This is a genomic window from Agrobacterium sp. rho-8.1, from assembly GCF_033957725.1.
In the GTDB taxonomy this organism is placed as follows: Bacteria; Pseudomonadota; Alphaproteobacteria; order Rhizobiales; family Rhizobiaceae; genus Agrobacterium.
In genome coordinates, this window is record NZ_CP192789.1 from 935,936 (window position 1) to 960,547 (window position 24,612).

Annotated in this window: 15 protein-coding genes, 1 tRNA gene and 7 pseudogenes; 9 read left to right on the forward strand and 14 right to left on the reverse strand. The window is 55.1% G+C overall.

The features are described from left to right. Window positions 1–228 precede the first annotated feature (228 nt). The 4 pseudogenes from RMR21_RS19270 to RMR21_RS19285 form a co-directional block, all read left to right on the forward strand. A pseudogene (locus RMR21_RS19270) lies at window positions 229–488 on the forward strand (transposase); the annotation flags it as partial. Between the two features lie 133 nt (window positions 489–621). Next, window positions 622–1,325 (forward strand): annotated as a pseudogene (locus tag RMR21_RS19275) (IS5 family transposase). A 6-nt stretch (window positions 1,326–1,331) separates the two neighbouring features. Further along, window positions 1,332–1,607 (forward strand): annotated as a pseudogene (locus tag RMR21_RS19280) (IS3 family transposase); the annotation flags it as partial. 52 nt (window positions 1,608–1,659) lie between these two features. Then, window positions 1,660–2,284, forward strand: a pseudogene (locus tag RMR21_RS19285) (IS6 family transposase); the annotation flags it as partial. Between the two features lie 38 nt (window positions 2,285–2,322). Here the strand turns inward: RMR21_RS19285 and RMR21_RS19290 are convergent. The 4 genes and pseudogenes from RMR21_RS19290 to RMR21_RS19305 all read right to left on the reverse strand — a co-directional run. After that, a pseudogene (locus tag RMR21_RS19290) lies at window positions 2,323–3,439 on the reverse strand (IS3 family transposase). An 807-nt stretch (window positions 3,440–4,246) separates the two neighbouring features. After that, window positions 4,247–6,079, reverse strand: a complete 1,833-nt coding sequence (locus RMR21_RS19295) for a methyl-accepting chemotaxis protein (RefSeq protein WP_498671028.1) — start codon at window positions 6,077–6,079, stop codon at window positions 4,247–4,249. Window positions 6,080–6,304: 225 nt separating this feature from the next. Continuing rightward, window positions 6,305–7,660: pseudogene (locus RMR21_RS19300) on the reverse strand (IS701 family transposase). A 60-nt stretch (window positions 7,661–7,720) separates the two neighbouring features. Further along, window positions 7,721–8,068: pseudogene (locus tag RMR21_RS19305) on the reverse strand (transposase); the annotation flags it as partial. A 296-nt stretch (window positions 8,069–8,364) separates the two neighbouring features. Here RMR21_RS19305 and RMR21_RS19310 point away from each other — a divergent pair. Further along, window positions 8,365–10,332: a methyl-accepting chemotaxis protein gene (locus RMR21_RS19310; RefSeq protein WP_498671029.1), complete on the forward strand. Its 1,968-nt coding sequence runs from the start codon at window positions 8,365–8,367 to the stop codon at window positions 10,330–10,332. A 239-nt stretch (window positions 10,333–10,571) separates the two neighbouring features. Here the strand turns inward: RMR21_RS19310 and RMR21_RS19315 are convergent. Further along, a tRNA-Ala gene (locus RMR21_RS19315) sits at window positions 10,572–10,647 on the reverse strand. A gap of 147 nt (window positions 10,648–10,794) precedes the next feature. Continuing rightward, window positions 10,795–11,184: a TIGR02300 family protein gene (locus tag RMR21_RS19320; protein WP_498671030.1), complete on the reverse strand. Its 390-nt coding sequence runs from the start codon at window positions 11,182–11,184 to the stop codon at window positions 10,795–10,797. Window positions 11,185–11,412: 228 nt separating this feature from the next. Here RMR21_RS19320 and cmk point away from each other — a divergent pair, with 228 nt between their 5' ends. After that, window positions 11,413–12,045 carry a (d)CMP kinase gene (gene cmk, locus RMR21_RS19325; protein ID WP_498671031.1) on the forward strand — a complete coding sequence of 211 codons (633 nt, stop codon included), beginning with the start codon at window positions 11,413–11,415 and terminating at the stop codon, window positions 12,043–12,045. Between the two features lie 165 nt (window positions 12,046–12,210). Further along, the gene (rpsA, locus tag RMR21_RS19330) at window positions 12,211–13,911 is read left to right on the forward strand and encodes a 30S ribosomal protein S1 (protein ID WP_498671032.1); all 1,701 of its coding nucleotides are present in this window, start codon (window positions 12,211–12,213) and stop codon (window positions 13,909–13,911) included. 77 nt (window positions 13,912–13,988) lie between these two features. Here rpsA and RMR21_RS19335 read toward each other — a convergent pair whose 3' ends face one another. After that, window positions 13,989–15,566 carry a hypothetical protein gene (locus RMR21_RS19335; RefSeq protein ID WP_498671033.1) on the reverse strand — a complete coding sequence of 526 codons (1,578 nt, stop codon included), beginning with the start codon at window positions 15,564–15,566 and terminating at the stop codon, window positions 13,989–13,991. Between the two features lie 272 nt (window positions 15,567–15,838). Further along, on the reverse strand, window positions 15,839–16,465 hold the full coding sequence (locus tag RMR21_RS19340; protein ID WP_498671034.1) for a ribonuclease D: 627 nt from the start codon (window positions 16,463–16,465) through the stop codon (window positions 15,839–15,841). A gap of 160 nt (window positions 16,466–16,625) precedes the next feature. Here RMR21_RS19340 and RMR21_RS19345 point away from each other — a divergent pair, with 160 nt between their 5' ends. Together RMR21_RS19345 and RMR21_RS19350 are read left to right on the forward strand one after the other, a co-directional pair. Then, window positions 16,626–17,207, forward strand: coding sequence for a nucleoside 2-deoxyribosyltransferase (locus RMR21_RS19345; protein WP_498671035.1), 582 nt, complete (start codon window positions 16,626–16,628; stop codon window positions 17,205–17,207). 18 nt (window positions 17,208–17,225) lie between these two features. Then, window positions 17,226–17,975 carry an SDR family oxidoreductase gene (locus RMR21_RS19350; protein ID WP_498671036.1) on the forward strand — a complete coding sequence of 250 codons (750 nt, stop codon included), beginning with the start codon at window positions 17,226–17,228 and terminating at the stop codon, window positions 17,973–17,975. Window positions 17,976–18,287: 312 nt separating this feature from the next. Here RMR21_RS19350 and RMR21_RS19355 read toward each other — a convergent pair whose 3' ends face one another. The 6 genes from RMR21_RS19355 to RMR21_RS19380 all read right to left on the reverse strand — a co-directional run bounded on the left by RMR21_RS19355 (window position 18,288) and on the right by RMR21_RS19380 (window position 24,548). Beyond that, window positions 18,288–19,577 (reverse strand): Gfo/Idh/MocA family protein, encoded by a 1,290-nt coding sequence (locus tag RMR21_RS19355; RefSeq protein WP_498671037.1) that lies wholly within the window; start codon window positions 19,575–19,577, stop codon window positions 18,288–18,290. A 228-nt stretch (window positions 19,578–19,805) separates the two neighbouring features. After that, window positions 19,806–20,855, reverse strand: coding sequence for a Gfo/Idh/MocA family protein (locus RMR21_RS19360; RefSeq protein ID WP_498671038.1), 1,050 nt, complete (start codon window positions 20,853–20,855; stop codon window positions 19,806–19,808). A gap of 6 nt (window positions 20,856–20,861) precedes the next feature. Beyond that, window positions 20,862–21,647 (reverse strand): ThuA domain-containing protein, encoded by a 786-nt coding sequence (locus RMR21_RS19365; protein ID WP_498671039.1) that lies wholly within the window; start codon window positions 21,645–21,647, stop codon window positions 20,862–20,864. 62 nt (window positions 21,648–21,709) lie between these two features. After that, complete coding sequence (locus RMR21_RS19370; protein WP_498671040.1) at window positions 21,710–22,735, reverse strand: ABC transporter ATP-binding protein; 1,026 nt, start codon at window positions 22,733–22,735, stop codon at window positions 21,710–21,712. Between the two features lie 11 nt (window positions 22,736–22,746). Further along, window positions 22,747–23,580 (reverse strand): carbohydrate ABC transporter permease, encoded by an 834-nt coding sequence (locus RMR21_RS19375; protein ID WP_498671042.1) that lies wholly within the window; start codon window positions 23,578–23,580, stop codon window positions 22,747–22,749. Then, complete coding sequence (locus RMR21_RS19380) at window positions 23,577–24,548, reverse strand: carbohydrate ABC transporter permease (RefSeq protein ID WP_498671043.1); 972 nt, start codon at window positions 24,546–24,548, stop codon at window positions 23,577–23,579. Before RMR21_RS19380 ends, RMR21_RS19375 begins: the two co-directional genes overlap by 4 nt. Window positions 24,549–24,612: the final 64 nt, after the last annotated feature.

Genomic DNA, 24,612 nt, shown 5'->3' on the forward strand with positions numbered 1-24,612 from the left:
CACACTATCAAAGCTCTTGAAGGGGTTCGAACGTGCGGGCTACTAATCTGACGACGCCGATGGTCGCGATGCCAAGTCCAACGCTATGAAAAACTTGGCATTCCAACCACACTTCGGTGCTGCGCAGTCATAGGATTTCAAAAAACTGCTCTGATCCCCAAAAAACTGAATCGTTTTTGATTGAAGTTTTTTGCGCTAAATTCCCGGCTGGGTACAGGTGCGAAAGCGATGAAAGCACCGCATTTTTCGGACGTCCAGAAGGCGTTCATTCTCAAACAAGGTGACGATGGCGTGCCGGTGGCGGAGATTGGCCGCAAGGCTGGCATTAGTCAGGCGACCTATTTCAATTGGCGCAAGACATACGCAGGGCTGCTACCGGACGAGCTGCGCCGACTGAAGCACTGGAGGACGAGAATAATCGCCTGAAGAAAATCGTCGCCTACTTGACACTCGATCGAGAGATGCTGCAGGACGCTATCCGCCGAAAGCTCTAGGGTCGAAACCCAATCAATCTATTGATTATATTATCTCTACATGATTCACTTGCCGCAAAAGCGGGAGTGTTTGACCATGGCCGGAGAATTTTGGCTTGATGACCACCAATGGGCAGTGATTGCGCCAATGCTTCCCACCAACCAGCCTGGCGCTCATCGCACCGATGATCGCCGGATCATAAGCGGGATCATTCACGTCTTGCGATCCGGCTGCCGATGGCAGGATTGTCCGGCCTGCTACGGCCCCTCAACAACCGTCTACAATCGCTTCCATCGCTGGTCTGCAAAAGGGATATGGCGAAGACTGTTTGAAGCCTTGGTGCAAACCACCGATCGGGATATCCATATGATCGACAGCACCACCGCAAAAGCACACCGTTCAGCCGCTGGCGGAAAAGGGGGGCAGATGCCGAAGCCATCGGTCACTCGCGAGGCGGCAGATCGACAAAAATCCATGCTGTTGTCGATGGTTGCGGCCGTCCAATCGCGTTGCGAATAACGCCTGGGCAACGCGGGGACGCACCCGTTGCCATTCCGCTGCTCGAACCTTTGCCACCGACGCGGCTCTGCGCCGCAGATACGGCTTACGACAGCGACGCTTTGCGCGACTTCCTGACAACGCGCGGCACTGAACCCGTCATTCCAAACAATCCAACCCGAAAGCGGATCAAGCCCTTCGACCCGATCGCCTACAGACGACGAAACATCATCGAGCGCACATTCTGCCGTCTCAAGGATTGGAGGCGTGTTGCAACACGATACGACAAGCTCATGATCAACTTCGCGGCAACATGCTACATCGCCGCTATCGTTACATGGTGGATTAATTGAGTCTGGAGCCTAAGGCCTGCCCGCAAGCGCAAGCTGATCGACGGAATGCTGGTGGATTGGGGTATATCGATCCGACGAGCCTGCAAGGTCCTGAGGTTCGATACGTCGACCGACCACTACAAATCCCGAAGAACCGGGCAGGCCCCTCTCGAAAGACGGATCAAGGAGATTTGCGAGACACGCGTTCGCTACGGCTACCGCCGTGTCCATGTGCATTTGCGCCGAGATGGCTGGAAGATCAACATGAAGAAGATACGTAGGATTTACAGCGAGTTAGGCCTTTAATTGGCACCATAGTTAAACGATTGGCCACCGAAATATGGGATTTGGCGGCATGACCGGCTTTGCCCGTGATCCTCTCTATCGTCGCTACCGATTTTCCGCTCAGGTGATTGCCCAGGCGGTTTGGCTGTATTTTAGGTTTCCTCTCAGCTTGCGGATGGTCGAAGATCTGCTGGCGGCGCGTGGGGTCATCGTCTCGCACCAGACCGTTCGACTGTTGGCGGAGAAATTTGGTCGGCGCTTTGCAGGCGAAATCCGCAGGCGATCCGCCGGTCGGCGCGGCGCCAAATGGCACCTCGATGAGGTCGTCATCTCCATTGGTGGCAAAAAAACGCTGGCTTTGGCGCGCGGTCGATCAGGACGGTTTTGTTCTCGACGTATTGGTGCAGAGCCGCCGCGATACCAAGGCCGCCAAACGTCTGATGCGAAAGCTTCTCAAGGGACAGGGCCGTGTACCGCATGTGATGATCACCGATAAGCTGCGATCCTATGGCGCCGCAAAGCGCGACATCATGCCTTTTGTATAACATCGTTCGCACAAAGGTTTGAACAACCGCGCGGAGAATTCCCATCAACCGACACGATGGCGCGAGCGGATTATGAAGGGCTTCAAGTCAACCCGACATCTCCAGCGCTTCGTCTCTGTTCATGCCCCCCTCGCCAATCTCTTTCACATTCGGTACCCCCCTTTTTTAGCGGGGCTCTTTGGTAGAATTCACGCGATCATTTTCAGTTTCTGTGCGGACGTGATGCCGCCGATGCACATATTGGGCCGTTCGTTGTTATTCGGCCAGAGCGATTGTGTGGCGAATTCCTGTGCCGCCTCAATGTTTTCGATGATGTTCTGGTCGAGCCATTCATGCCGAACGGTTCGGTTATAGCGCTCGGCATGGGCATTCTGTTGGAGCTTTCCGGGCTGGATGTAATTCAAGGCAATCCCTTGTTGTTCTGCCCGTTCCATGAGCTTGCCGCTGACATATTCCGGGCTGTTGTCCACCCGAATGGCGTATGGATTGCCGCGCCATTCGATGATATGGTTCAAACTGCGGATGACGCGTTCAGCAGGCAGCGAGAAGCCTACTTCAATGCACAACCCTTGGCGGTTGAAGACATTCAGCAGCCGGAATTGCCTTCCATCCTCAAGCCGGTCTGCCATGAAATCCATGGACCAGACCATGTTCGGCGTATCCGGTACTGTTAGAGCATCGGGCTTGTCCCGCTTCAACCGCTTGCGTGGCTTGATCCGCAGGTTTAATTCCAACTCGGAGTATATCCGGTAGACGCGTGTGTGACTCCACAGATGCCTCTGGATATTGCGCAGCTAAAGGAAGCACAGGCCGAAGCCCAAGCTCTCCTTTGCTCGCGTCAGCCCAATGAGGAGATCGGCGATCTGTTCGTTCTCCTCGTTCAGCTTGGCGCTGTAACGATAGCAGGTCTCGCTGACCTCGAAGGTGCGGCAGGCGAGCGCAATGCTCACCCCGCGCAACGCAACGGCTTTCCCGGCCATCCCTTGGCCGACAGGCAAATGCTCGCATGTGCCGTAAGGCTCCCGGCGTTGAGATGACCGTGTCAGTTTTTCCCAGAGCCTCTTTGAGCAGTTCCGCCTGCATGCTCATCTCCGCATACATCTTCTTCAGTCGGCGGTTCTCGTCTTCCAGAGCCTTCATTTGACTGATCATCGATGCGTCCATGTCCCCATACTTGGCCCGCCATTTGTAAAATGAGGCCGTGCTCATCCCGTGCTCCCTGCATAGCTCGGGAACGGGAATACCTCCTTCTGCCTGACGCCGGATGGCCATTATCTGCGGTTCGCTAAATCTGCTCGCCTTCATCAAAGTATCCTCGATCATAAAGCCCGAGAAAATTCTACTTTTGAAGCCCGTTAATTCGCGGGGGGATTACCTATTCACTATGTGCTTTTGAGCGGGACGCCGACGGTGTCATCTTATCGTATTCGCAACAGACATGGACAGTCTCAAACACTCTTCAGCATAGGATCCTGCTCCCATGACGAGGACGGCCTTCCGACTATCTGCTCGGGCGTCGTGATCGCTGATGAATTTGCCGATGATGGGCCATGTTGGTTCCCATTGCGGAACACATCGAAGCAGCGATAGCTCTCGCGGAAAGACGAGATCACGTCCTTGCTCAGCGATACCTCCACTCTGCGCTACGCTCCCTCGGAGCAACTGAATGAGTTTAAGTATCGCGGACGCTTAGCGATCAGCCTTGGATGATGAGCTCGCGTTACAATGTCTCAAAGAAGTTGCATAGTTCTGTATACGTGTAGCTTTGCCCGTCTCCGTGGACTGAGGCAGAATACATATGCCCGGGTAGGGGAGAGATCACTTTTGCTGCAGCACGCATTTGCGATGCGTAATGAGATTGGCTACACAAGACACGTATTTGTTCAGCTTCAAAGGATAGCAGCTTTGATCCTAGCAAAGATGGAGGGAGCTATATCGGTTCGCCAAAATCGCTCGTTGAGCAAGAAGTTGATGAAACGCTACTCGCATCTTAACGGCGATATGCGTCACTAAGATTCTAAGTGCTGGCTCGTAATCTCACCGGCTTGCGTTTTCCCAAACGGCAATGCCGCGCCAGAGCGCGGCATCAGTCCCATTCAGAGCAATGGCATATCAGGCGGCATGTCTTCGCTGATGGCCGCTGTCGGAACCCGCTGCTCCGCGCAAGTCGAACTGGGCCAGCAGTTCATTCAATGCTGCGGCTTCGCGGGCAAGGCCGTGGCTTGCTGCGGTCGATTGCTCAACCATGGCCGCGTTTTGCTGCGTTCCCTGGTCCATGACGTTTACCGCAGTGTTTATCTCCTGCAACCCGGTGGCCTGTTCACGAGATGACTCAACTATGGCGGTGACGTGCTGGCTTATCTCTCGAACTTCAGCGACAATCGCCTCGAGTGAAGCGCCAGTCTTTTTAACAAGATTGACGCCTGTCTGAACCTGTAAGCCGGAAGCAGCGATCAAGGTTTTGATCTCTTTAGCGGCTGTCGCAGACCGTTGCGCAAGCTCACGAACCTCTTGTGCAACCACAGCAAATCCTTTTCCAGCTTCACCAGCGCGAGCAGCTTCTACACCGGCATTCAATGCCAGAAGGTTGGTCTGGAATGCGATTTCATCGATCACGGAAATGATGTTGCCCATCTCGCCAGCAGATTTCTCGATAGAGATCATGGCTCCAACCGCGTCCTGCATCAGTGCGCCTGACTGCTCCACACCCAGTCGTGCCTTGGAGACGAGCTTGCCCGCGTCATCTGCGCGTTTGGCCGAATCTCTGACAGTCGTCGTAATCTGTTCGAGCGCCGCTGCGGTCTCCTCGACAGACGCCGCCTGCTGCTCGGTTCGTCTCGAAAGATCGTCAGCGGCGGAACGAATTTCGTTGGCTCCGGCATCAATACCTGCTGCGTTCTGCCCAACAGACTTGAGAACGAAATGAAGCTTTTCAACGGAATTGTTGAAGTTTGAGCGAAGCTCATCAAGTGTGCCTGTAAATGCACTGTTGATACGGTGTGAGACCTTACCGTTTGAAAGAGCCTCCAGCCCTTCACGAAGAGAATCGACTGCGAATTTTGTGTTGGCGGCATCTGTGGTCTTTTGTTTTTCCCGTTCCAGTCTTTCGTGCTCGGAACGTGCTCGTTCGGCGTCGGTCTGCTTTTCGAGACGATCCTTTTCGATAGCGTTGTCCCGGAACACAGAAACTGCAGACGCCATGCTACCAAGCTCATCCCGGCGGTCAGCGCCCGGCACAACTTCGTCCACACGCCCACCGGCGAGTGCCACCATACGCAGACGAAGCCGCTCGATTGGTGACGTGATCTCGCGTCTTGTGATCACCACCGCAAGAAGGAGGGAAACCGAAAACACGCCGATCAATAGTAGCAGGGTGTAGAGGATCGTGTCTGATGTTTTGGCGGAGAGAAGCTGCGACCTGGCCTTAATCCCGTCACTGTACTTATTGATCCAGTTGCGGATATCGGCAAGCGTTATCGCGACCTTTTCATCAGCCTGAATGAGGAGGACCTTTGCCTCCTCGTTCTTATCCGCTGATCCCGCAGCGATGGCCTTGTCCGTCACTGCTATGATATCTTCTGCCTGCCTTTGAAAGAGCGCTAGTCTTTCACGCTCCTCTGGCAACAATCTTTCAGCATTATCGATGAGTTCCATGAGACGGATTTTGCTTGCCGCGTAATCGTCGGTCGCTCTCTTTGTTTCTGCGGTCCCTGCGTCATAGAGGAAAGCCTGATAGGCATCGTAGACGATGGCGACAAGGCGTTGGCTGGCAATTGCCATGTCGATTTCAGCGCTTCCATCATTTTCGACAAATTCCAGGTACTCAGTATCGGCGGCATTGAAGTTTTTGGAGACGTAAAGCGATCCACTGATACCGATGAGACAGGTGGGGATAACAAGACAGAGGACCTTGGTGTTGATCCGAAGGTTTTGCATCAGAGACATGAGAGTGTTCCGTGACAAGAGGAGAGACGCCGGAAGAAGGGGTGAACATCATCGTCCGCGTTCTGGACCGACATCTGTCGATCTCGCCTCTACCCCTAGATCGTGGGGGCAAGATTTTCACAAATGCATTAAAGTTTTATTAGGCTTATCGAGGGTTGAGCGGGTTCTGCTGTTTTAGTATCTGCTTACAACCATTCATTGATAATATGGTTTTCAAAACTAGCACTACTTTGGCAGAATTGAATTTTTGCTTTGACAGTGCTGTTGACAGTACGGACATCGGATCTGTGCTGTTGGTATAGCAAGCGCATTGATCACGGCTCGACGGACGGCTGGCAAGGTCGGTTCAGGCGGCCCACAGCGAACCCGTCGCTTCTTTTTTTCCCGCTTTGCAGGTTGCAATCTCTGGTGCTTGAGGAACGCGTAAGCAATCATCGTCATCAGAGCGTATCGGTGCAGCCCTTGCCACGATCGGCCTTCGAAGTGATCGAGACCGAGCTCCTCTTTCATCTGCTGATGCGCCTGTTCGCAGACCCATCTCGCCTTGATCGCGGCCGCCAGCGCTTTCAATGTCGCGTCGGCTGGCAAGTTGGACAGGTAGTATTTGCGCTCGTCGTTTGATCGCCATTCGCCAACTAGCCAGGCCGCTTCGCCCGGCATGTGCTGCCGTCCCTTGTCATAGATGCGCTGCGGCGTGCCATCGGCGATCCGGATGCGCAATGCTGCAAACCGTCCGTCAGGCGACCTTTTGTGCCGCGGCGCCAACTGACCTTCTTCCAGCCTGCAGATGCCAACATCGTTTCGGCGGCAACCGAAAGGGTGTCGGGGATCGAATACTTGCGAGGACGGCCATGACCAGAGATGGAAAAGATCAATCCGACATCGTCGGGATAGACCTTCTGATGCTTGGGGATACCGACCGCCCAAGTGAGGCCACGTTCACTTAAGCCCTTTCGGACCGCAGCCGACAGGCCGTAACCTTCGTCAGCCAGCACTGTGCCAAACCGGACACCGGTCACGATCAACCGATCGATCTCGGCAAGAGCAATCTCCGGCTTCGTGCGAGAGGTCCGCATGTCGTCTGGGACCCCAGCCCTCGCCATGCGGTCCTTGTCACCGACCCAGCTATCCGACAGGAACAGACGCAGGCCAACCGAGATCGGCACCTCGTCTCGCGCAAGCGTCACCGACACCAGCGTCTGGCAATTTGCTCGCTTGCCCAGCATCGAGGCGTATTGCGGCGCGACACCGACCGAGTGATCGCCCTTCTTCGGCAGGCCGGTGTCATCAATCACCAGAAACGCATCGGATGCGCCAACGATCCTGTCCGCCTGCAGCGCGAGTTCGGCCTCAACGGGAACAGCATCCCAAAGGCCGTCGGAACTGAAATGGTGGAGGCGGTCGTACTGGCCTGGAGCGAACCGTTCCGCCATCGGCTCGATACTTTTGCGGTCACCGGGACCGATAAGCCCCGACACGTAAAGTGGACACATCTGTCGCCGGTTCTTGTGTCCAAGCTTCTCCAGAAACGGCTGCAAAGGCTGAAAGCTCCGTATCCCAATCCACTATATCGCGCCCCAAAAGCGAAAGCGCAAATCATCTCAAACCAGGCTTGCCCGAATCTGCCAAAGTCATGCTAGTTTTCTTGCCCGCATCATAGCCTCGTATGCCGTCGCTCTCCGTGGTTTTCACGCTCTGGCTATCGATTACACCAGCTGTCGGACTAGCCTCTCTACCCCCCAACTCGCGGGTTTCCATCACGAGATGATGGTTGATGCGCACCCAAAAACCCGATCGGCCATTCATAGAAATAACGCTGGACAGTTGAAAAGGGCGGGAAATCCTTCGGCACTATGCGCAACGGGCAACCGGTCGTGGTGATGTAAAGCAGAGCGTTGACGACCTCGCGCAAATCAGTGTGCGGGGACGGCCAAAGCGACGCGGCATCAGCAGAAAAGGCCGAACCACCCCCCATTCCAGATTCGTTATGTCACTTGCGTGGCGTCCCTTTCACCGGGCATATTGCCGACGGGTTATTTCACTCAGCTCTTTTTAGGCAAGTCTCTAAGACCGGAGGCAGAAGTCTAATTTTCGCTTGTCTTGCACAGAGCAAGCTAAACAGACACTTAGGAAGCCACTAAAGATTTAAATAAAATTAACTTTGCATTGTTACTTTTAGCATTAGCGAAGGGAACCGCTACGCCCAGTTTTGAAGCAACCGGCTCGCCTTAGCATGTTTACATCAAGATTAAGCATGTCGGTTTTTTTGCTGGAGCAATATGGAAATGATAAAGAACAAATCATTCAGTGTCGTCGCACGCCTCATGACAGGGTTCGGAGTTCTCCTCCTCTTGATGATGGGCTTGACGTTTTATTCAACGAAACAAGTGTCGGAGATCAACGATAATCTCGAGGTGATCAATGACGTGAATAGCGTGAAGCAACGTTATGCCATCAACTATCGTGGCAGTGTCCATGACCGCGCCATCGCGATCCGCGACGTAACGCTTGTCGCAATTAATGACGAGCGGCAAGCTGCTATCGATTTGATCGCCAAACTGGCCGCGACATATAAGGAAAATGAGCAGAAGATGGCGGTGATGATCGCCTCTCCGGCTGGGGCTACTGCTGAGGAACGCAAGATACTGGACGAAATCGCGGATATCCAGGCCAGAACGAACCCACTGGTTGCAGACATTATTTCGCTTCAAACAAAAGGCGCTGCCGATGAGGCTCGGAAGATGCTTCTGGAGCAGGCTAGGCCACTATTTGTCTCATGGTTGGGCGCCATCAACAAGTTTATCGATTATCAAGAGAACCTGAACAAAACGACCGGTAAGGACGTGCGTGGTGCAGCCAGCGGGTTCAATTCGCTCGCATTCATGGCTTTGGGTGTCGCTGTGATTATCACTCTCGTTGTCGCCGCGCTGACCGCGCGCTCAATTATCGTTCCGATGAGTAAGCTGCAAAGTTCGCTGAAATCCATGGCTGAAGGCAACATGGAAGGTGACAGAAATCTTGAGCGGCGCGGCGACGAAATTGGAATGTTGGCGCGGGCGGTTGCTACTCTGCGCGATGTTATTTCCGCGAAGGCTGACGCGCATTCGGATATGGAAGCAACGCGCTCCAGTGAGGAACGCAAGCGCATGGAATCCGAAGCGTCAGAGCGTAACGCTTTGGTGGAGCAGACCGACTTTGCTGTTGGCAGGCTGGCAGATGCCCTTCAAAGATTGGCCAACGGTGACCTGACGCGGAATATCTCAACCCCCTTCATTCCTTCACTGGATCCATTGCGGACTGACTTTAATCAGGCTTTGGATAAGTTGCGAGGGGCGATGCAAAAAGTGGCTGAAAACGCAGGCACGATCGCATCTGGAGCGCAAGAAATTCGTTCTTCGTCCAATGATCTGGCGAAGCGCACAGAGACCCAGGCGGCCTCCATCGAGGAAACGGCGGCAGCCCTTGAAGAGATTACGACAACCGTATCCGATTCCAGTAGTCGCGCTCAAGAGGCCGGTCAACTCGTCCGTCGGACAAGGGAAAGCGCAGAGCATTCCGGTCGCGTCGTGCGAGATGCAGTCGAAGCTATGGGAAAAATAGAGGCTTCAGCGACCGAAATAGGCAATATCATCGGTGTCATCGATGAGATCGCTTTCCAGACGAACTTACTGGCGTTGAATGCTGGAGTTGAAGCTGCACGTGCGGGAGAAGCTGGTAAAGGTTTTGCAGTCGTTGCTCAGGAAGTTCGCGAGTTGGCTCAGCGATCAGCCAAGGCTGCCAAAGAGATCAAGGATTTGATCAACACGTCCAATGCACACGTGAAAAGCGGTGTTACTCTTGTCGGGGAAACTGGCAAGGCGCTCGAAGATATTGTCGGTCAGGTCCAGCAGGTTCACGGCAACGTTGGCGCGATCGTGGATGCCTCTAAAGAACAGGCTACAGGTCTCAAGGAAATCAACACATCCGTGAACACGATGGACCAGGGGACACAGCACAATGCGGCCATGGCCGAGCAATCGACAGCCGCAGCTCATAGGCTGGCGTCAGAAGCGGAGGCACTGTTTGAGCTTATCGCGCAGTTCAACATTGGAACACAGAGTTCTCCAGCAAACAGCAAACTTTCTCACATGGTCGCAGCCAAGGCACCCGGCTCACGTCCCGTCTCCACACCTTCACGCCAACTGACAGCGAAACTGGCCTCTTCCTTTTCCGGTAACGCGGCTCTGTCTGCGCAGACGTGGGAGGAATTCTGAGCGGATGAATTGTTTTCCGTGGGCCGTATGGTCCACGGCATCGACACGCTCCCAGCAAGTTTGGGGCTTTTCACAAACTTCGACCGAGGCTACCGTTTGATTCAACACGGAGTGTCAACGTTGGCGACTTGTCAGTCAAAGCCTGCAGCCTCATGCCGGGGAACGGCATCATAAAAAAGCAGCAATGAAAATTCAATACGCCGTTGATATTCTTATGGAATTAGGAATTCTAGGAAAATTGGTGGAGCTAAGCGGGATCGAACCGCTGACCTCTTGCATGCCATGCAAGCGCTCTCCCAGCTGAGCTATAGCCCCATAAGTGTTCCGGTATTTATCCGGTTCCGGGAACCAACGTGTTTGTTTGCGTCGGTGGCGCTTGATACTTCTGCTTCTGGAAGATGGCAAGCTGAAAAGTTCGCCCGACGACATTTTTTTGACATCGGGCGATAATTCCTGTGTGAATCAGGTTTCGTCGTCATCACCGTTCACGCCGATGATGCCGGATACATCGTCGTCATCTTCGTCTTCGTCTGCTTCCAGGAACGTGTCGTCGTCATCATCAAGCTCGACATCGTCGTCGCCTTCGATATCAGGAATGTCATCGCCGCTTGCATCACTGTCGGCGTCTTCCGAAGGTACGAGTTCGACTTCCGTGTTTTCGACGTCGACTTCTGCAACTTCCTCTTCTTCAGCCTGCTGTTCCATCTTCTTGGCTGCGGTCGTTTCCTCGAAGAAGGACAGCGGCCAGGACTTGCCGGAATAAGGAGAAACGATCGGGTCGCGATTCAGGTCGTAGAACTTCTTGCCGGTATCCGGGTCTGTCCGCTTGGTTCCAAGGTCCGCTTTTGCCACTGTCTAAGCCTCAAATTTTGAGATGGGTTCGGTGTGTACGCCGTGTTTCCGGCAGTAGACGATAAATTTCTAGCCGGTCCCATTAATCGTTGATGTCTATCGTGTCAAAGATAAACTTTGCGAAGGGCATATACATCAGCAGTTGGGAAGGCATTGATGATGCATCCCGGTGATTATAAGAACGAGCCGTTCGCCACCGTATTCAAATCGTAGCTGGATATATTTATAATGACATTCACGATCGCCATAGACGGACCAGCCGCTGCCGGTAAGGGTACGCTTTCCAGGAAAATAGCCGAAGTCTATGGCTTCCACCATCTGGACACAGGCCTGACCTACCGTGCGACCGCAAAGGCGTTGCTCGATGAAGGGTTGCCTTTGGATGACGAGAGTGTTGCGCAAAAAACGGCGGCGGCGCTGGATTTGGCGCGGCTGGATCGGGGCGAGCTGGCAAAGCACGAGATCGGAGAAGCGGCCTCTAGGGTTGCCGTCATGCCTGCGGTTCGCCGTGCGTTGGTGGAGGCTCAACGCGCCTTCGCCATCACCGAGCCGGGAACCGTTTTGGACGGTCGTGACATCGGAACTGTGGTTTGCCCTGATGCGCAGGTGAAACTCTACGTCACCGCCTCACCGGAGGTGCGTGCGCGGCGGCGTTATAACGAGATTGTCAGCGCCGGCGCTGCGGCCGATTTCGATACGGTGTTTTTGGACGTGAAGAAGCGCGACGAACGCGATATGGGCAGAAGCGACAGTCCTTTGAAGCCAGCGCAAGACGCGCACTTGCTTGATACGTCTAAAATGGGTATAGAGGCGGCGTTTCAAGCGGCAAAGTCGATCATCGACGCTGCCTTGAAGAGATAATATGTGCGGGGAACCGGAACCTCTGGCCCCCGTTTAGACTGGAATATCCCGAAAGCATGCCCTGCGCCGGAAAGTCTCATCAAAGAGGCGGGCATGGATTTTGGGAATGATCAACACGAACCCCCGGTGCTTTGTATCCCCTCGTGGATACTCTCAGGAGATTGAATGTCAGTAGCTACACCCACGCGCGACGATTTCGCAGCCCTGCTGGAAGAGTCCTTTGCGTCTAACGACCTTGCTGAAGGCTATGTTGCCAAAGGCATCGTCACGGCGATCGAAAAGGACGTTGCGATCGTTGACGTCGGCCTCAAGGTTGAAGGCCGCATCGCGCTCAAGGAATTCGGTGCACGTTCGAAAGACGGCGGCCTGAAGGTCGGCGACGAAGTTGAGGTTTACGTTGAGCGGATTGAAAACGCTCTGGGCGAAGCAGTCCTGTCGCGCGAAAAAGCTCGCCGCGAAGAGAGCTGGGTCAAGCTCGAAGCCAAGTTCGAAGCTGGCGAACGCGTCGAAGGCGTTATCTTCAATCAGGTCAAGGGTGGCTTCACCGTCGATCTGGATGGCGCTGTTGCGTTCCTTCCGCGCTCGCAGGTCGACATTCGTCCGATCCGCGACGTAACGCCGCTGATGCACAATCCGCAGCCGTTCGAAATCCTCAAGATGGACAAGCGTCGCGGCAACATCGTTGTATCGCGCCGTACGGTTCTCGAAGAGTCCCGCGCCGAGCAGCGTTCTGAAATCGTTCAGAACCTCGAAGAAGGCCAGGTTGTTGACGGCGTGGTCAAGAACATCACCGATTACGGTGCGTTCGTTGACCTCGGTGGCATCGATGGCCTGCTGCACGTCACGGATATGGCTTGGCGCCGCGTCAACCATCCTTCTGAGATCCTCAACATTGGCCAGTCGGTCAAGGTGCAGATCATCCGTATCAACCAGGAAACCCACCGTATTTCGCTCGGCATGAAGCAGCTCGAGTCTGATCCTTGGGATGGCATCTCTGCCAAGTATCCAGTTGGCAAGAAGATTTCCGGTACCGTTACGAACATCACCGACTACGGTGCATTCGTAGAGCTGGAGCCAGGCATCGAAGGCCTGATCCACATCTCCGAAATGTCCTGGACCAAGAAGAACGTACATCCCGGCAAGATCCTGTCCACAACACAGGACGTCGACGTCGTCGTTCTCGAAGTCGATCCTTCCAAGCGTCGTATTTCCCTGGGCCTCAAGCAGACGCTTGAAAACCCATGGCAGGCATTTGCGTTCAGCCATCCGGCCGGCACTGAAGTTGAAGGCGAAGTCAAGAACAAGACTGAATTCGGTCTGTTCATCGGCCTCGAAGGCGACGTTGACGGCATGGTTCACTTGTCCGACCTCGACTGGAACCGTCCAGGCGAACAGGTCATCGAGGAATACAACAAGGGTGACACCGTAAAGGCTGTTGTTCTTGACGTAGACGTCGAGAAGGAACGCATCTCGCTCGGCATCAAGCAGCTCGGCAAGGATGCTGTCGGCGAAGCCGCAACATCCGGCGAACTTCGCAAGAACGCTGTCGTTTCCGCTGAAGTTATTGCGGTGAACGAAGGTGGCATCGAAGTGAAGCTCGTTGCTCATGAAGACATCACGTCCTTCATTCGCCGCAACGACCTGGCACGCGATCGCGATGATCAGCGTCCTGAGCGTTTCTCGGTTGGCCAGGTTCTCGACGCCCGCGTCGTCAACTTCTCCAAGAAGGATCGCAAGGTCATGCTTTCGATCAAGGCTCTGGAAATCGCAGAAGAGAAGGAAGCTGTTGCTCAGTTCGGTTCGTCCGACAGCGGCGCTTCGCTCGGCGACATCCTTGGCGCGGCCCTCAAGGGTCGTACCGAGTAATCGGTTTCAACGTCTGAAATAATGAACCCGCCGGAGCGATCCGGCGGGTTTTTTCGTGTCTACAGGGGGTACGTATTTCAGGAGATGCCGCTCATCCGCAGGTAGTAGGATTCAGCGTTGCCGGTCGATCCATCGTCATTTGCACCTTCCGACACCGAATGGTCGACCACTTCATCATTGGCGGCAGGACGTTCGTCCTGATCAGCGCCTTGCTCAGGAGGGTCCTGGTGATCATCGCCCTCGCTGGCTTGTTCTTCGGAGGAGGGCCACCGCCCACGTGGAGGGGCGTCGGATTCCGGCTCGTCTCCGGCTGCTGGATAATTCACGAAGGGAAGAGGGATGCCGTCCCTTGCCACCATCGCAGCCGCCGCGCCGTGCAACAGGGGTTGGTCGAGTATTGCCGCTTTGACGTCATGGGCCATGGCGGCTCTCTGCGTGACGGCCGTCTCTGCGCGAATGTCGGTCAGGGTGTCGTCAGACTGAACTGTATCTGGATGGGCGTTTGAAGCCATAGCACTCGGCAGGGGTCGTTTCGCTGTTTGATCGATTTCTATATTCGAACCGGGCAGAAGCGGCGCCAGCGATGCCGTTACATCGGCCTGAGCAGGAAGCTTTCCGGCTGCCAACGCCAAAAGCAGCGTCTCCATGTCCTTGGCTGTCCCACCCGCAAACGCGGTGGTCACAGATGACATTGCCGCCCGTTCGGACATTTGCGGCGTGGGGGATTGCGGAACCCGCGCATTCGTATCACCCTCTTCGGCGTCTAGGTTTGCGTGCAAGGGAAGGGTCGCTGCCGTTTGGTTTTGTGTCTTTAGCGGCGTCGGAAGCTGCATTGTGATCTCCCCACCCGTTGCCGCTGGTGGGAGATCTGCCATTCCCATCTGGCTAAGTGGCTGCGGCTTGATCTGCGCCGTTCCTTCGTTGGATGGAAGAAGATCGACCTTTGCCGTGGGATTGGCGCTCGGCTGTGCTAACGGTACAGTCTGATCGCCGGTCAGAGGGGAGGGGGAGCCTGCCTGCTTTATTGTTGATGGCTCGATTCTCATGGGCGTGCCCAGAACCACGTCGAGTTCGCTTTGCGCCGCGAGCGTGTTGGCGGGTGCCATATGTGGAAGCGTACCAGCGGTTTTGATCTGCGTAAGGATGATGCGGGTTTCCGGCACCATGTCCTGGAGGTAGGGTGGGATCGTCGGCTTTGGGGCGTTTTGGCTTGGGCTTGAACGGGACAGTTCGAACATGATGGCAAGCCGGGCCGCTTCGGGGCCAGATGAACTTTTAAGAATATTTGCCAGCATATCGATGCTGATACCGCGTAGGATGCCGCCCAATGCTTTCTCGAGCATGGCCTTCTGATCTGCCGGTATCGTCTGAAGACTGGCCACAAGCCTGTTGACGTAGGTTTCCGCGGTTTCGCCATCCATGCGCGCGATGTTCATCAACTTGCCCAGGGTTTCGGCCAGCACGCTGACATTCTGGCTTAAACGCAGTTCGCCCGAAACAGCGCGTATGTTGGCATCGGTATCGATTGGCGGAATATCGGCTGGTTCCGGAGGGATGACAGGTGCGGCTTTGGCAGGCTGTGGCGTTTCCGGACGCGGAGCGGACGTCGAAGACGAGATATCGGTCAGGGATACGGCGCTGACGGGCGGCAGCATGGTGCGCCTCCTTCCTGGTGACACAGGCCCGGCGTCTGGCCGTCAAGTGTCAACGTGATCGGTCCATGATGGCAATGGACCTTTGCGACGACGCAGGTGTTAGTCCCGTCCGCTCATGCGGGCCAATGCGAATTCGAGATGTCTTCCAAGACAAGCCGTGTGAAAGCTGTCCGAATCAACATCCCCTAGAATGACGAAAACGGATTAAGGATTTGCTAACCACGGTGAACGGACTGACGGACTTAACTGCAAGTTATTCGATCTCGGCTCGGTCAGCTATGTGCGAAGATGTCGGTATCGTCCCAACCCAGCAGGTCGAGCTTGGCGCGCATGGGCAGGAAAGCAAAGCATGCCTCCGCGTGCTCGTAGCGACCATCCCGCAACAGGCGTGCGGTCAGTTTGTCGCGCAGCGCATGCAGATAGAGTACATCGGAGGCGGCATATTCCAGTTGGGCTTGTGAGAGCTTCTCCGCAGCCCAATCAGATGACTGTTGTGTTTTGGAAATGTCAACTTCGAGCATTTCCTTGAGATTGTCCTTCAGCCCATGGCGGTCCGTGTAGGTGCGGCACAGACGTGAGGCGATCTTGGTGCAGAACACAGGTGAAGATGTAACGCCGAACGTATGGAAAAGAACGGCAATGTCGAACCGGCCATAATGGAATATCTTCTGGCGGCTTGGGTCTTCCAACATGGCGGTGAGGTTCGGCGCTTCCGTCTGACCGGAGGCAATGCGAATAACATCCGCAGTTCCGTCGCCGGGCGAAAGCTGTACCACGCATAGCCTGTCGCGGCGGGGAACAAGGCCGAGCGTTTCAGTATCGATGGCGATCGCTCCGGTGTATCGAGCGGCATCGTCTAAGGAAATATCGCCTTCGTGATAACGAATTTTCGCGGCCATTTTTTTCTCCACTGCTGGATTGTCGAGCCGCTATAACGGAAACCGTCCGGTCGCGATACCGGTCACGCCGCTTTTCTGTCCTTGAACTGCCCTTGCATCGTTGAGGTTTCGCGCGATAGTTTGAGCCGATATTTCCAGCAACGAAAAGCGTTTCATATCCATGCCGATCAAAATCTATCTTGCCGGGCCGGAGGTCTTTCTGCCCAATGCCCGTGACGTGCTCGATGAAAAAGCAGAGCTTGTTCGCCAAGCAGGACACATCCCTCTCTCGCCGGGCGATCTGCAGATACCGCCAGCCGACACCAAGCTGGGCCACGGCTGCAATATCAACGCAATCGACGAACAGATGATGCAGGAGGCGGACGCCGTCGTAGCCAATCTGACGCCGTTTCGGGGTGTCGCGGCCGATACCGGCACGAGCTATGAGCTCGGTTTCATGTGCGCTCTGGGGAAACCGGTCTTTGCCTATACCAATGTTGCCGCCAATCACTTCAGTCGCATCATGAACTATTATGACGGTGTGGCAACTCAGGACGAGACCGGGCGTTACCGAGGTGCGGACGGGCTGTCCATCGAGAACTTCGATATGGCGGACAACCTTATGCTGCACGGTGGGATCATCAGACGGGGTGGGGCGGTTGTTGTGGGCGATGCGCCAGCCGACGCGCTCTATACCGACCTTACGGCCTTCAAGCAGTGTCTGGCGCTCGCCGTGCAGAAACTGCCATTCAAAAAAGACTGATAGAGCGGAGATAATAAGATGAGCGGAACAATTCTGATTACCGGTGCCACCTCGGGCTTCGGACTGGCGACGGCCAGGCTTTTTGCCAAGGATGGCTGGAAGGTCATCGGTACCGGCCGTCGTGCACAGCGTCTCAATGAGTTGGGTGCCGAGCTTGGCTCATCGTTCCACGGCATGGTGTTCGATATTACCGACGAAGAAGCCATGGCTTCGGAATTCAAGACACTGCCTGTCGCGTTCCAGAAGATCGATGTTCTGGTCAACAATGCCGGTTTGGCGCTCGGAACGGCATCTGCGCCGGATGTGCCGTTGAAGGACTGGCATACGATGGTGAACACCAACATCACTGGCCTCCTCAACATTACCCATCATCTGCTGCCAACGCTCATCGAACGCCGTGGCATGATCATCAATTTGTCGTCGGTGGCCGCACACTGGCCTTATGCAGGCGGCAACGTCTATGCGGCGTCAAAAGCATTTTTGCGTCAGTTTTCTCTCGGGTTGCGGTCTGACATGCACGGAAAAGGTGTTCGCGTGACATCCATCGAGCCTGGCATGTGCGAGACGGAATTCACCGTGGTGCGCACAGGTGGCAATCAGGATGCCTCTGACAAGCTCTACAAGGGCGTCAACCCAATCGTTCCCGAGGATATCGCCAACACCATCCACTGGGTCGCGTCTCAGCCAAAGCACATCAATATCAACAGCATAGAAATGATGCCGGTCAACCAGTCGTTCGCTGGTTTTCAAGTTTACCGCGATCAGTAGAGGTCTACAGAGGCATAGCGTGATGAAAAACCGGGCACCGCCGTCTTAGCTATGCAAAAAATGCATCGCTGCATTGCGATAGTCGCTCTGTTAAATTTCGTCAGCCACGCTATATTTGAATCATCGAAGCGACGCACTCCTCCTCCCAGCGTCGCGAGATGTGGATCGACAACACTCCTCCTCCCAGTTGTCGATCAAGTTTAAAGCCTGCCGCACCTCCTCCCGCGGCAGGCTTTTCCTTTTTCAGGCCATTCGTCTTTCGGATGTTTCGTACAGGCATCGATCTGGTGCGGGAATGATCGTGTCCCCACTTCAGATATGAATACCACGCGAAGTCAGCATCGTCTGAATGTTGACAGCTGATCCTGTCTCTATCGAAGCGTTGGCCGCTATGCCTGTCAAAATAGACCACGCACCGGAGACATGATCCGATGCGCGGTTAAAGCGATCGGGCTCCATGGATTGCGGACCGAAGATATAGCCAAGCATCACGGGATCTGCGCCACCATGATCGCCCTTGCCCTTCGTAACCTCTATCATTCGGGGCTCTTGTCCAGCGAGGTGAAGGTGCGTCGTCACCGCCTCTTCGTCGGCATGGTCTCTGACGCCTCCGAAAACGCCGTGCACCTCGACGTGCCTGTGAATGAGTTCACCCTTTGTGCCCTGGAAGCGTATTTCCAGCCCCTCCCAGGGGGAGTAGGCCGTGAGCGTGTAATTGGCAGTGGTACCAGACGCATAGCGAATATGGGCCTGCATCGTGTCTTCGATGCCGATATCCGCATCGAACACGCATCGGTCACGAAAGTAGCCATCCTCGTCTTCGGCATCGAGATAAAGCGCTCGTAACTGTTCGTCGGCGGAAAGATCGAGACGAAAATCGCATTTCTCCGCCACGGGACAGTCCGCGCAGCGTGGACCGTGGTTCTGCAAACCCAACTCGACTGCGGTCTCCGGGCGATAAAAGGCACGCTGCCCCGATGCGAACACTTCCGTCGGCGCAGATGCCAGCCACCAGTTGAGAAGGTCGAAGTGGTGGGTAGACTTATGAACCAGAAGCCCGCCGGAGTTTTCCTTGTGCCGATGCCACCTGCGGAAATAATCCGCGCCATGAACCCGATCGAGATGCCAGCGAAAATCAACTGCTGTGATCTTGCCGATCACGCCGGAGGTCAGCATCTCCTTGATCTGCGTGCGTGCGGGGGAATAACGGTAGTTGAAGGTCACCATAACCTTGCGGCCCGTGCGCTTCTGCGCATCGATGATCTGTTTCAGGCGCGACAAATCGATTGTCAGAGGCTTTTCGCAGATGACGTCGCACCCGGCCTCGAACGCTTTGACGATGTAATCCGAGTGCAAAAAGTCGGGCGTCGCGATGACGATAGTGTCTGGCTTCTGTTCGATAATGAGCTGATCGAAATTTTCGGCCAGATAGGTGGGAACGCCATTGGTGCCGGGTCTGGACATGGCCTGAGCCGCTTCGCTTAGGCGATGTGCGTTGCTGTCGCACATCGCGACGATCTGGTGTTTGTCAGAATAATCCTGCGTGATGGAATCGCGAAACATCTTGTGACGTGACCCACATCCTACAATGGCGATTTTCATTTCTTTTCCCTTTGCTGCATGCAGATTTTTACCGACGACGGGTTCGCATGGCTTTGCAAGAAACTGATATTACCTAAGCATTAAGTCATATTATGATTTTAACGCAAGCGGATTTCCCATGCTGCATTGCACTGATTGGAGATCGCGTGGAGCGACGAAGCAAGGTACCAAAACAGAAAAGGCGGCCATATAGACCGCCCTTTGCCACTGGTTACGTAATGTTAAAACTCAGCCGGAAACAGCGATCTCGCGCCGCTCGCGGTCTGTCACAATAGACAGGTCCAACACTTTCTGGAGATTGGCGGCATGGCGGAAATCTGGATCTGCCTTTCCGCCCTGCATGACGATGCTTGCGAACTTCTCGTAGTTCGTCTGTACCGGCTCCACCTCTATGTCTCTCCAGATCGCCTTTTCCACATCTTCGCCCAGGCAGCCGCGAAGCTTGGAATAATCTGGCGTATGGATGACTTCCAGCGCTCCCTTGTCGCCGTGAAGGCGAAGGCGAAGCTCGTTCAGATGGCCGGTTGCCCAGCGCGTGGCATGGATGACGCCCATTGCGCCGTTATCGAATTCGGCTGTCATGGTGAAGCTGTCATTGGCATCGAGATCATAGACATCGATTTTGTTGCCTTCGTATTTGTCGAAGGTTTTCAGCCGCGTGAAGATACGCTCCACATCGCTGCCTGCGCCATAGGACGCAAAGTCGAGGATGTGAATGCCCACATCACCCAAAACGCCGTTGGAGCCGTGCTTCGTGGACAGGCGCCAGAGCCATTTGCTTTCCGTCATCCAGTCGCCCCAAGCTTTGGAAACCAGCCAGCTTTGCAAGTAGGATGCTTCGAGGTGACGCAGTTTACCGATAACGCCGTCCCTCACCATCTGCCGCGCTGCCTGAAGCGGTGCGACATTGCGATAGGTGAGATTGACCATGGCGACGAGCCCGGCTTTTTCTGCTGCATCGGCCATTTCCGCTGCCTTGGCATATGTTTCCGCCAGAGGTTTTTCACAAAACACGTGCTTGCCAGCAGCGAGCAGCTTTAGTGTCGTGGGGTGGTGGATCGCGTCTGGCGTTACGTTGGCAACCGCATCGAATTCGCCCCATGCAATCGCATCATCCAGCGATGTGAAGGTGAGGGGAATGCTGTGGCGCAAGGCGAAGGCGCGGACGACCACGTCGTCCACATCGACAGCTGCGACCAATTCAACGCCGGAGATTTGAGAAAAATGCATGACATGGCTATTGGCCATGCCACCCGTTCCGAGAATAAGAAGTTTCATGATGGATTACCTGTAACCTGCTTCGCCAGCTGCGTGCAATTTTGGACCGCGTTCCTCTATCTTCTCGGGAGCTTGATCGACGGGAACATTTGGTGCGTCGTGGATGCCGGTCAAAGCGGCGGCGGGATTGTAAGCCCATTTGACCGAGTTGCTGATGACCTTCTGAATATTGGCGTCGTGATAGGTCGGATAGGTCTCGTGGCCAGGACGGAAATAGAATATGTTGCCCGCACCGCGCCGCCATGTCAGGCCCGAGCGAAACACTTCGCCGCCCTGGAACCACGAGATGAAGACGGTTTCCAGCGGTTCCGGTACGGAAAACTGCTCGCCGTACATCTCCTCGTTCTCCAGCTCGAAATGTTCGGGCAGACCAGCTGCAATCGGGTGGCGTGGATTGATGGTCCATACGCGTTCGCGTTCACCCGCTTCACGCCATTTCAGCGCACAGGGCGTTCCCATCAAGCGTTTGAAGGGCTTTGAGAAGTGGCCGGAATGAAGCACGATCAGGCCCATGCCCTCCCAGACGCGTTTGGCAACGCGTTCCACGATCTCATCCGCAACCGCGCCGTGGTCCTTGTGTCCCCACCAGACCAACACGTCGGTCTTGTCCAGCCGTTCTTGCGAAAGACCGTGTTCCGGCTCTTGAAGGGTGGCGGTTGTGGCGTGAATATCAGGCGTCTTGTTCAGGGCGTCTGCAATTGTCGTATGCATGCCGTTTGGGTAGAGCGAACGCACCGTCTCGTTGATGTGCTCGTGAATATTTTCGCCCCAGACGACGGTGTTGATAGTCATGGTCATGCTCCTTGGTAAACCGGCGCGTGGAGAGGACTGCCGGTGAAGAGGGTGTTATAGGTTCATGCGGCGCGCGTTTGGGCTTTTGGCAATGCGTTGCCTTGCGCGTCGAAACGATGGATGTGGTCAGGAAGTGGTGTGAGGGTCAGTTTCTGGCCGGGCTGCCGGGCGGAAACGCCTTCCTCGCGCACCACGATTGGCTCTTCGGCACCCATGTCCACATAGATGTAGCTATCCGAGCCGAGCATTTCCGAATGCACGATGTCGCCGGTCCACCCGCCGGAGTCCGCCGTTGCGGTAATGTGTTCGGGTCTGATGCCCACAGTGTGGGCGCCATAGGTCTCCGCGAGTTTTCCGGTGAGGAAGTTCATTTTGGGCGATCCGATAAAGCCCGCGACGAAGGTGTTGACCGGCGTTTCATACAATTCGAGCGGTGTGCCGATCTGTTCGACCCGGCCGTCGCGCAAAACGCAAATTCTGTCCGCAAGCGTCATGGCTTCTACCTGATCATGGGTAACGTAAATCATTGTCGTATCAGGCATACTGCGGTTCAATTTGGCGATTTCGAGACGGGTTGCCACGCGTAGCGCGGCATCAAGGTTGGAGAGCGGCTCATCGAATAGAAATACTTTTGGATCACGCACAATGGCACGACCGATCGCCACGCGTTGGCGCTGCCCGCCGGATAGTTGTTTGGGCAGACGTTGAAGATATGGCGTCAGTTGCAGCATCTCCGCTGCGGCCTCGACGCGCTTTCGTCTATCCTCTTTTGTCGATCCGGCAAGCTTCAGACCAAAGGCCATGTTCTCAAAAACTGTCATATGCGGATAGAGCGCGTAAGACTGGAACACCATGGCAACCCCACGGTCGGCGGGTGTCAGCCGGTTAACGACCTTTCCTTCAAAAGAAAGTTCGCCGCCCGTGATTTCCTCCAACCCGCAGATGAGCCGAAGCAGGGTTGATTTTCCGCAGCCGGATGGGCCGACGAACACCATGAACTCACCGGAATGAATATCCATGTCTATGCCCTTGATGACGTCGAAGGCACCGAATGATTTTCTGACATCGCGCAGTTTTATACTGGTCATGAATGTATCTCCTAACCCTTGACGCCACCAGCCGTCAGGCCGGAAATGATACGCCGCTGGAAGATCAGAACGAGGATGATGAGGGGCACGGTGACGATGACGGAGGCCGCCATGATCGTTCCCCACGGAATTTCAAATTGAGAACTGCCGGATAAAAGCGCGATGGCGACGGGCACCGTGCGCTGCTCGTTGGACGATGTGAAGGTTAAGGCGAAGAGAAACTCGTTCCAGGCTGCGATGAACGCAAGCAGTCCTGTGGTCACCAATGCTGGCCACATCAGGGGCAAAAAGACCTGTGTGATGATGACCCATGGCGAAGCCCCGTCCACGATCGCGGCTTCTTCGATTTCCACCGGCAAATCCCGCATGAAGGTTGTCAGGACCCAAACCGTAAAGGGCAGGGTGAAGATCATATAGGAGAAGATCAGCGCAAACGGCGTGTTGAAGACTCCGGCCCAGCGGATGAGTTCGAAGAGCCCTGCGAGAACCGCGATCTGCGGAAACATGGAAACTGACAGAATGGTCAAGAGGAGAAGAGAGCGTCCCTTGAAGCGCACTCTTGCCAAGGCATAAGCTGCGGTGACGGCCAGAAATAGCGACAAAGCTACGACGCATGTCGCGACCAACAGGGAGTTTCCGAGATTGCTCAGGAAGCTGTCATTGCCGAGCACATCACGATAGTTGCTGAGGGAAATATTGCGCGGGACGTAGTTGATTTCGAACAACGCCGTTCCGGTTTTGAAACTCGTCAGGATCGCGTAATAGAAAGGAAACACCGCGACGATGACGATGATGGTGACGAGCGCGTAAAACGCCGTGTTCTTGATGAGGCTGGACGCTGTCATCGGTCTCCTCCATCTGTGTTGACCCGGCCAAGCCACATGTAGATGATGGTTATTGACGCGATGATGAGAAACAGCATCGTTGAGGCCGCCGCGCCATAAGCGAACTTGTCGAAGTCGAACAGGTTTTCACGGGCCAGCACCGACATGGTTCTGGTCTGGGAATTGTTCGGCGTCAGAATGTAGATGAGATCGAAAACGCGCATGGCATCCAGCATCCGGAAAATAACCGCAACCATCAGCGCGGGCTTGATCATCGGGAGTGTGACGCGCCAGAAGACCTTTATCGGATGAATACCGTCCACCTTGGCGGCCTCGTACATATCCTTCGGCACCATCTGAAGACCGGCCAGAATGAGCAGCGCCATGAACGGCGTCGTCTTCCAGACATCCACGATCAGCACGGCTGTCATGGCCGTTTCGGGATTGGCGGTCCATGCGATTTTTTGGGAAATGATGCCGAGGCTCATCATCATGTCGTTGAGAATACCGAACTGGTCGTTCAGCATCCAAGCCCACATGCGGGCGGATACGATGGTCGGAATGGCCCAGGGAATGAGAATGGCAGCGCGCACAAGCCCGCGACCCTTGAATTCGGCGTTCAGGACTAGCGCGACGATCAGGCCGAGGACTGTTTCGACCATAACCGAGACCACTGTAAATTTCAGCGTGTTCCACACTGCCCCCCACCAGGCAGGATCGGCCAGAAGTCCGCGATAGACCGTGCGGCCACTGCTTAGGGTAATCCAGGAGAGGTAGTTCTTCAGACCGACGAACTGGGCATCGGAAAGGCTGGTCAGCGAAGCGTCGGTCAAGCTGAACCAGACAGTTCTCATCAATGGCCAACCGGCCACCAGCGCAAGCGTTAAAAATGTCGGGGCAAGGAAGAGCCATGCGGAGCGCAAACGTTCCGATTGAAGATCGGAGCCTTTTGCTGCCGCGACCGAACGAACAGAGGCGATTTTTGTCATAGGAGTTCCCACCGTTAACAGCGGTCAAGTGGCCGGTGACGACCACTTGACGTGTAGAGCCGCG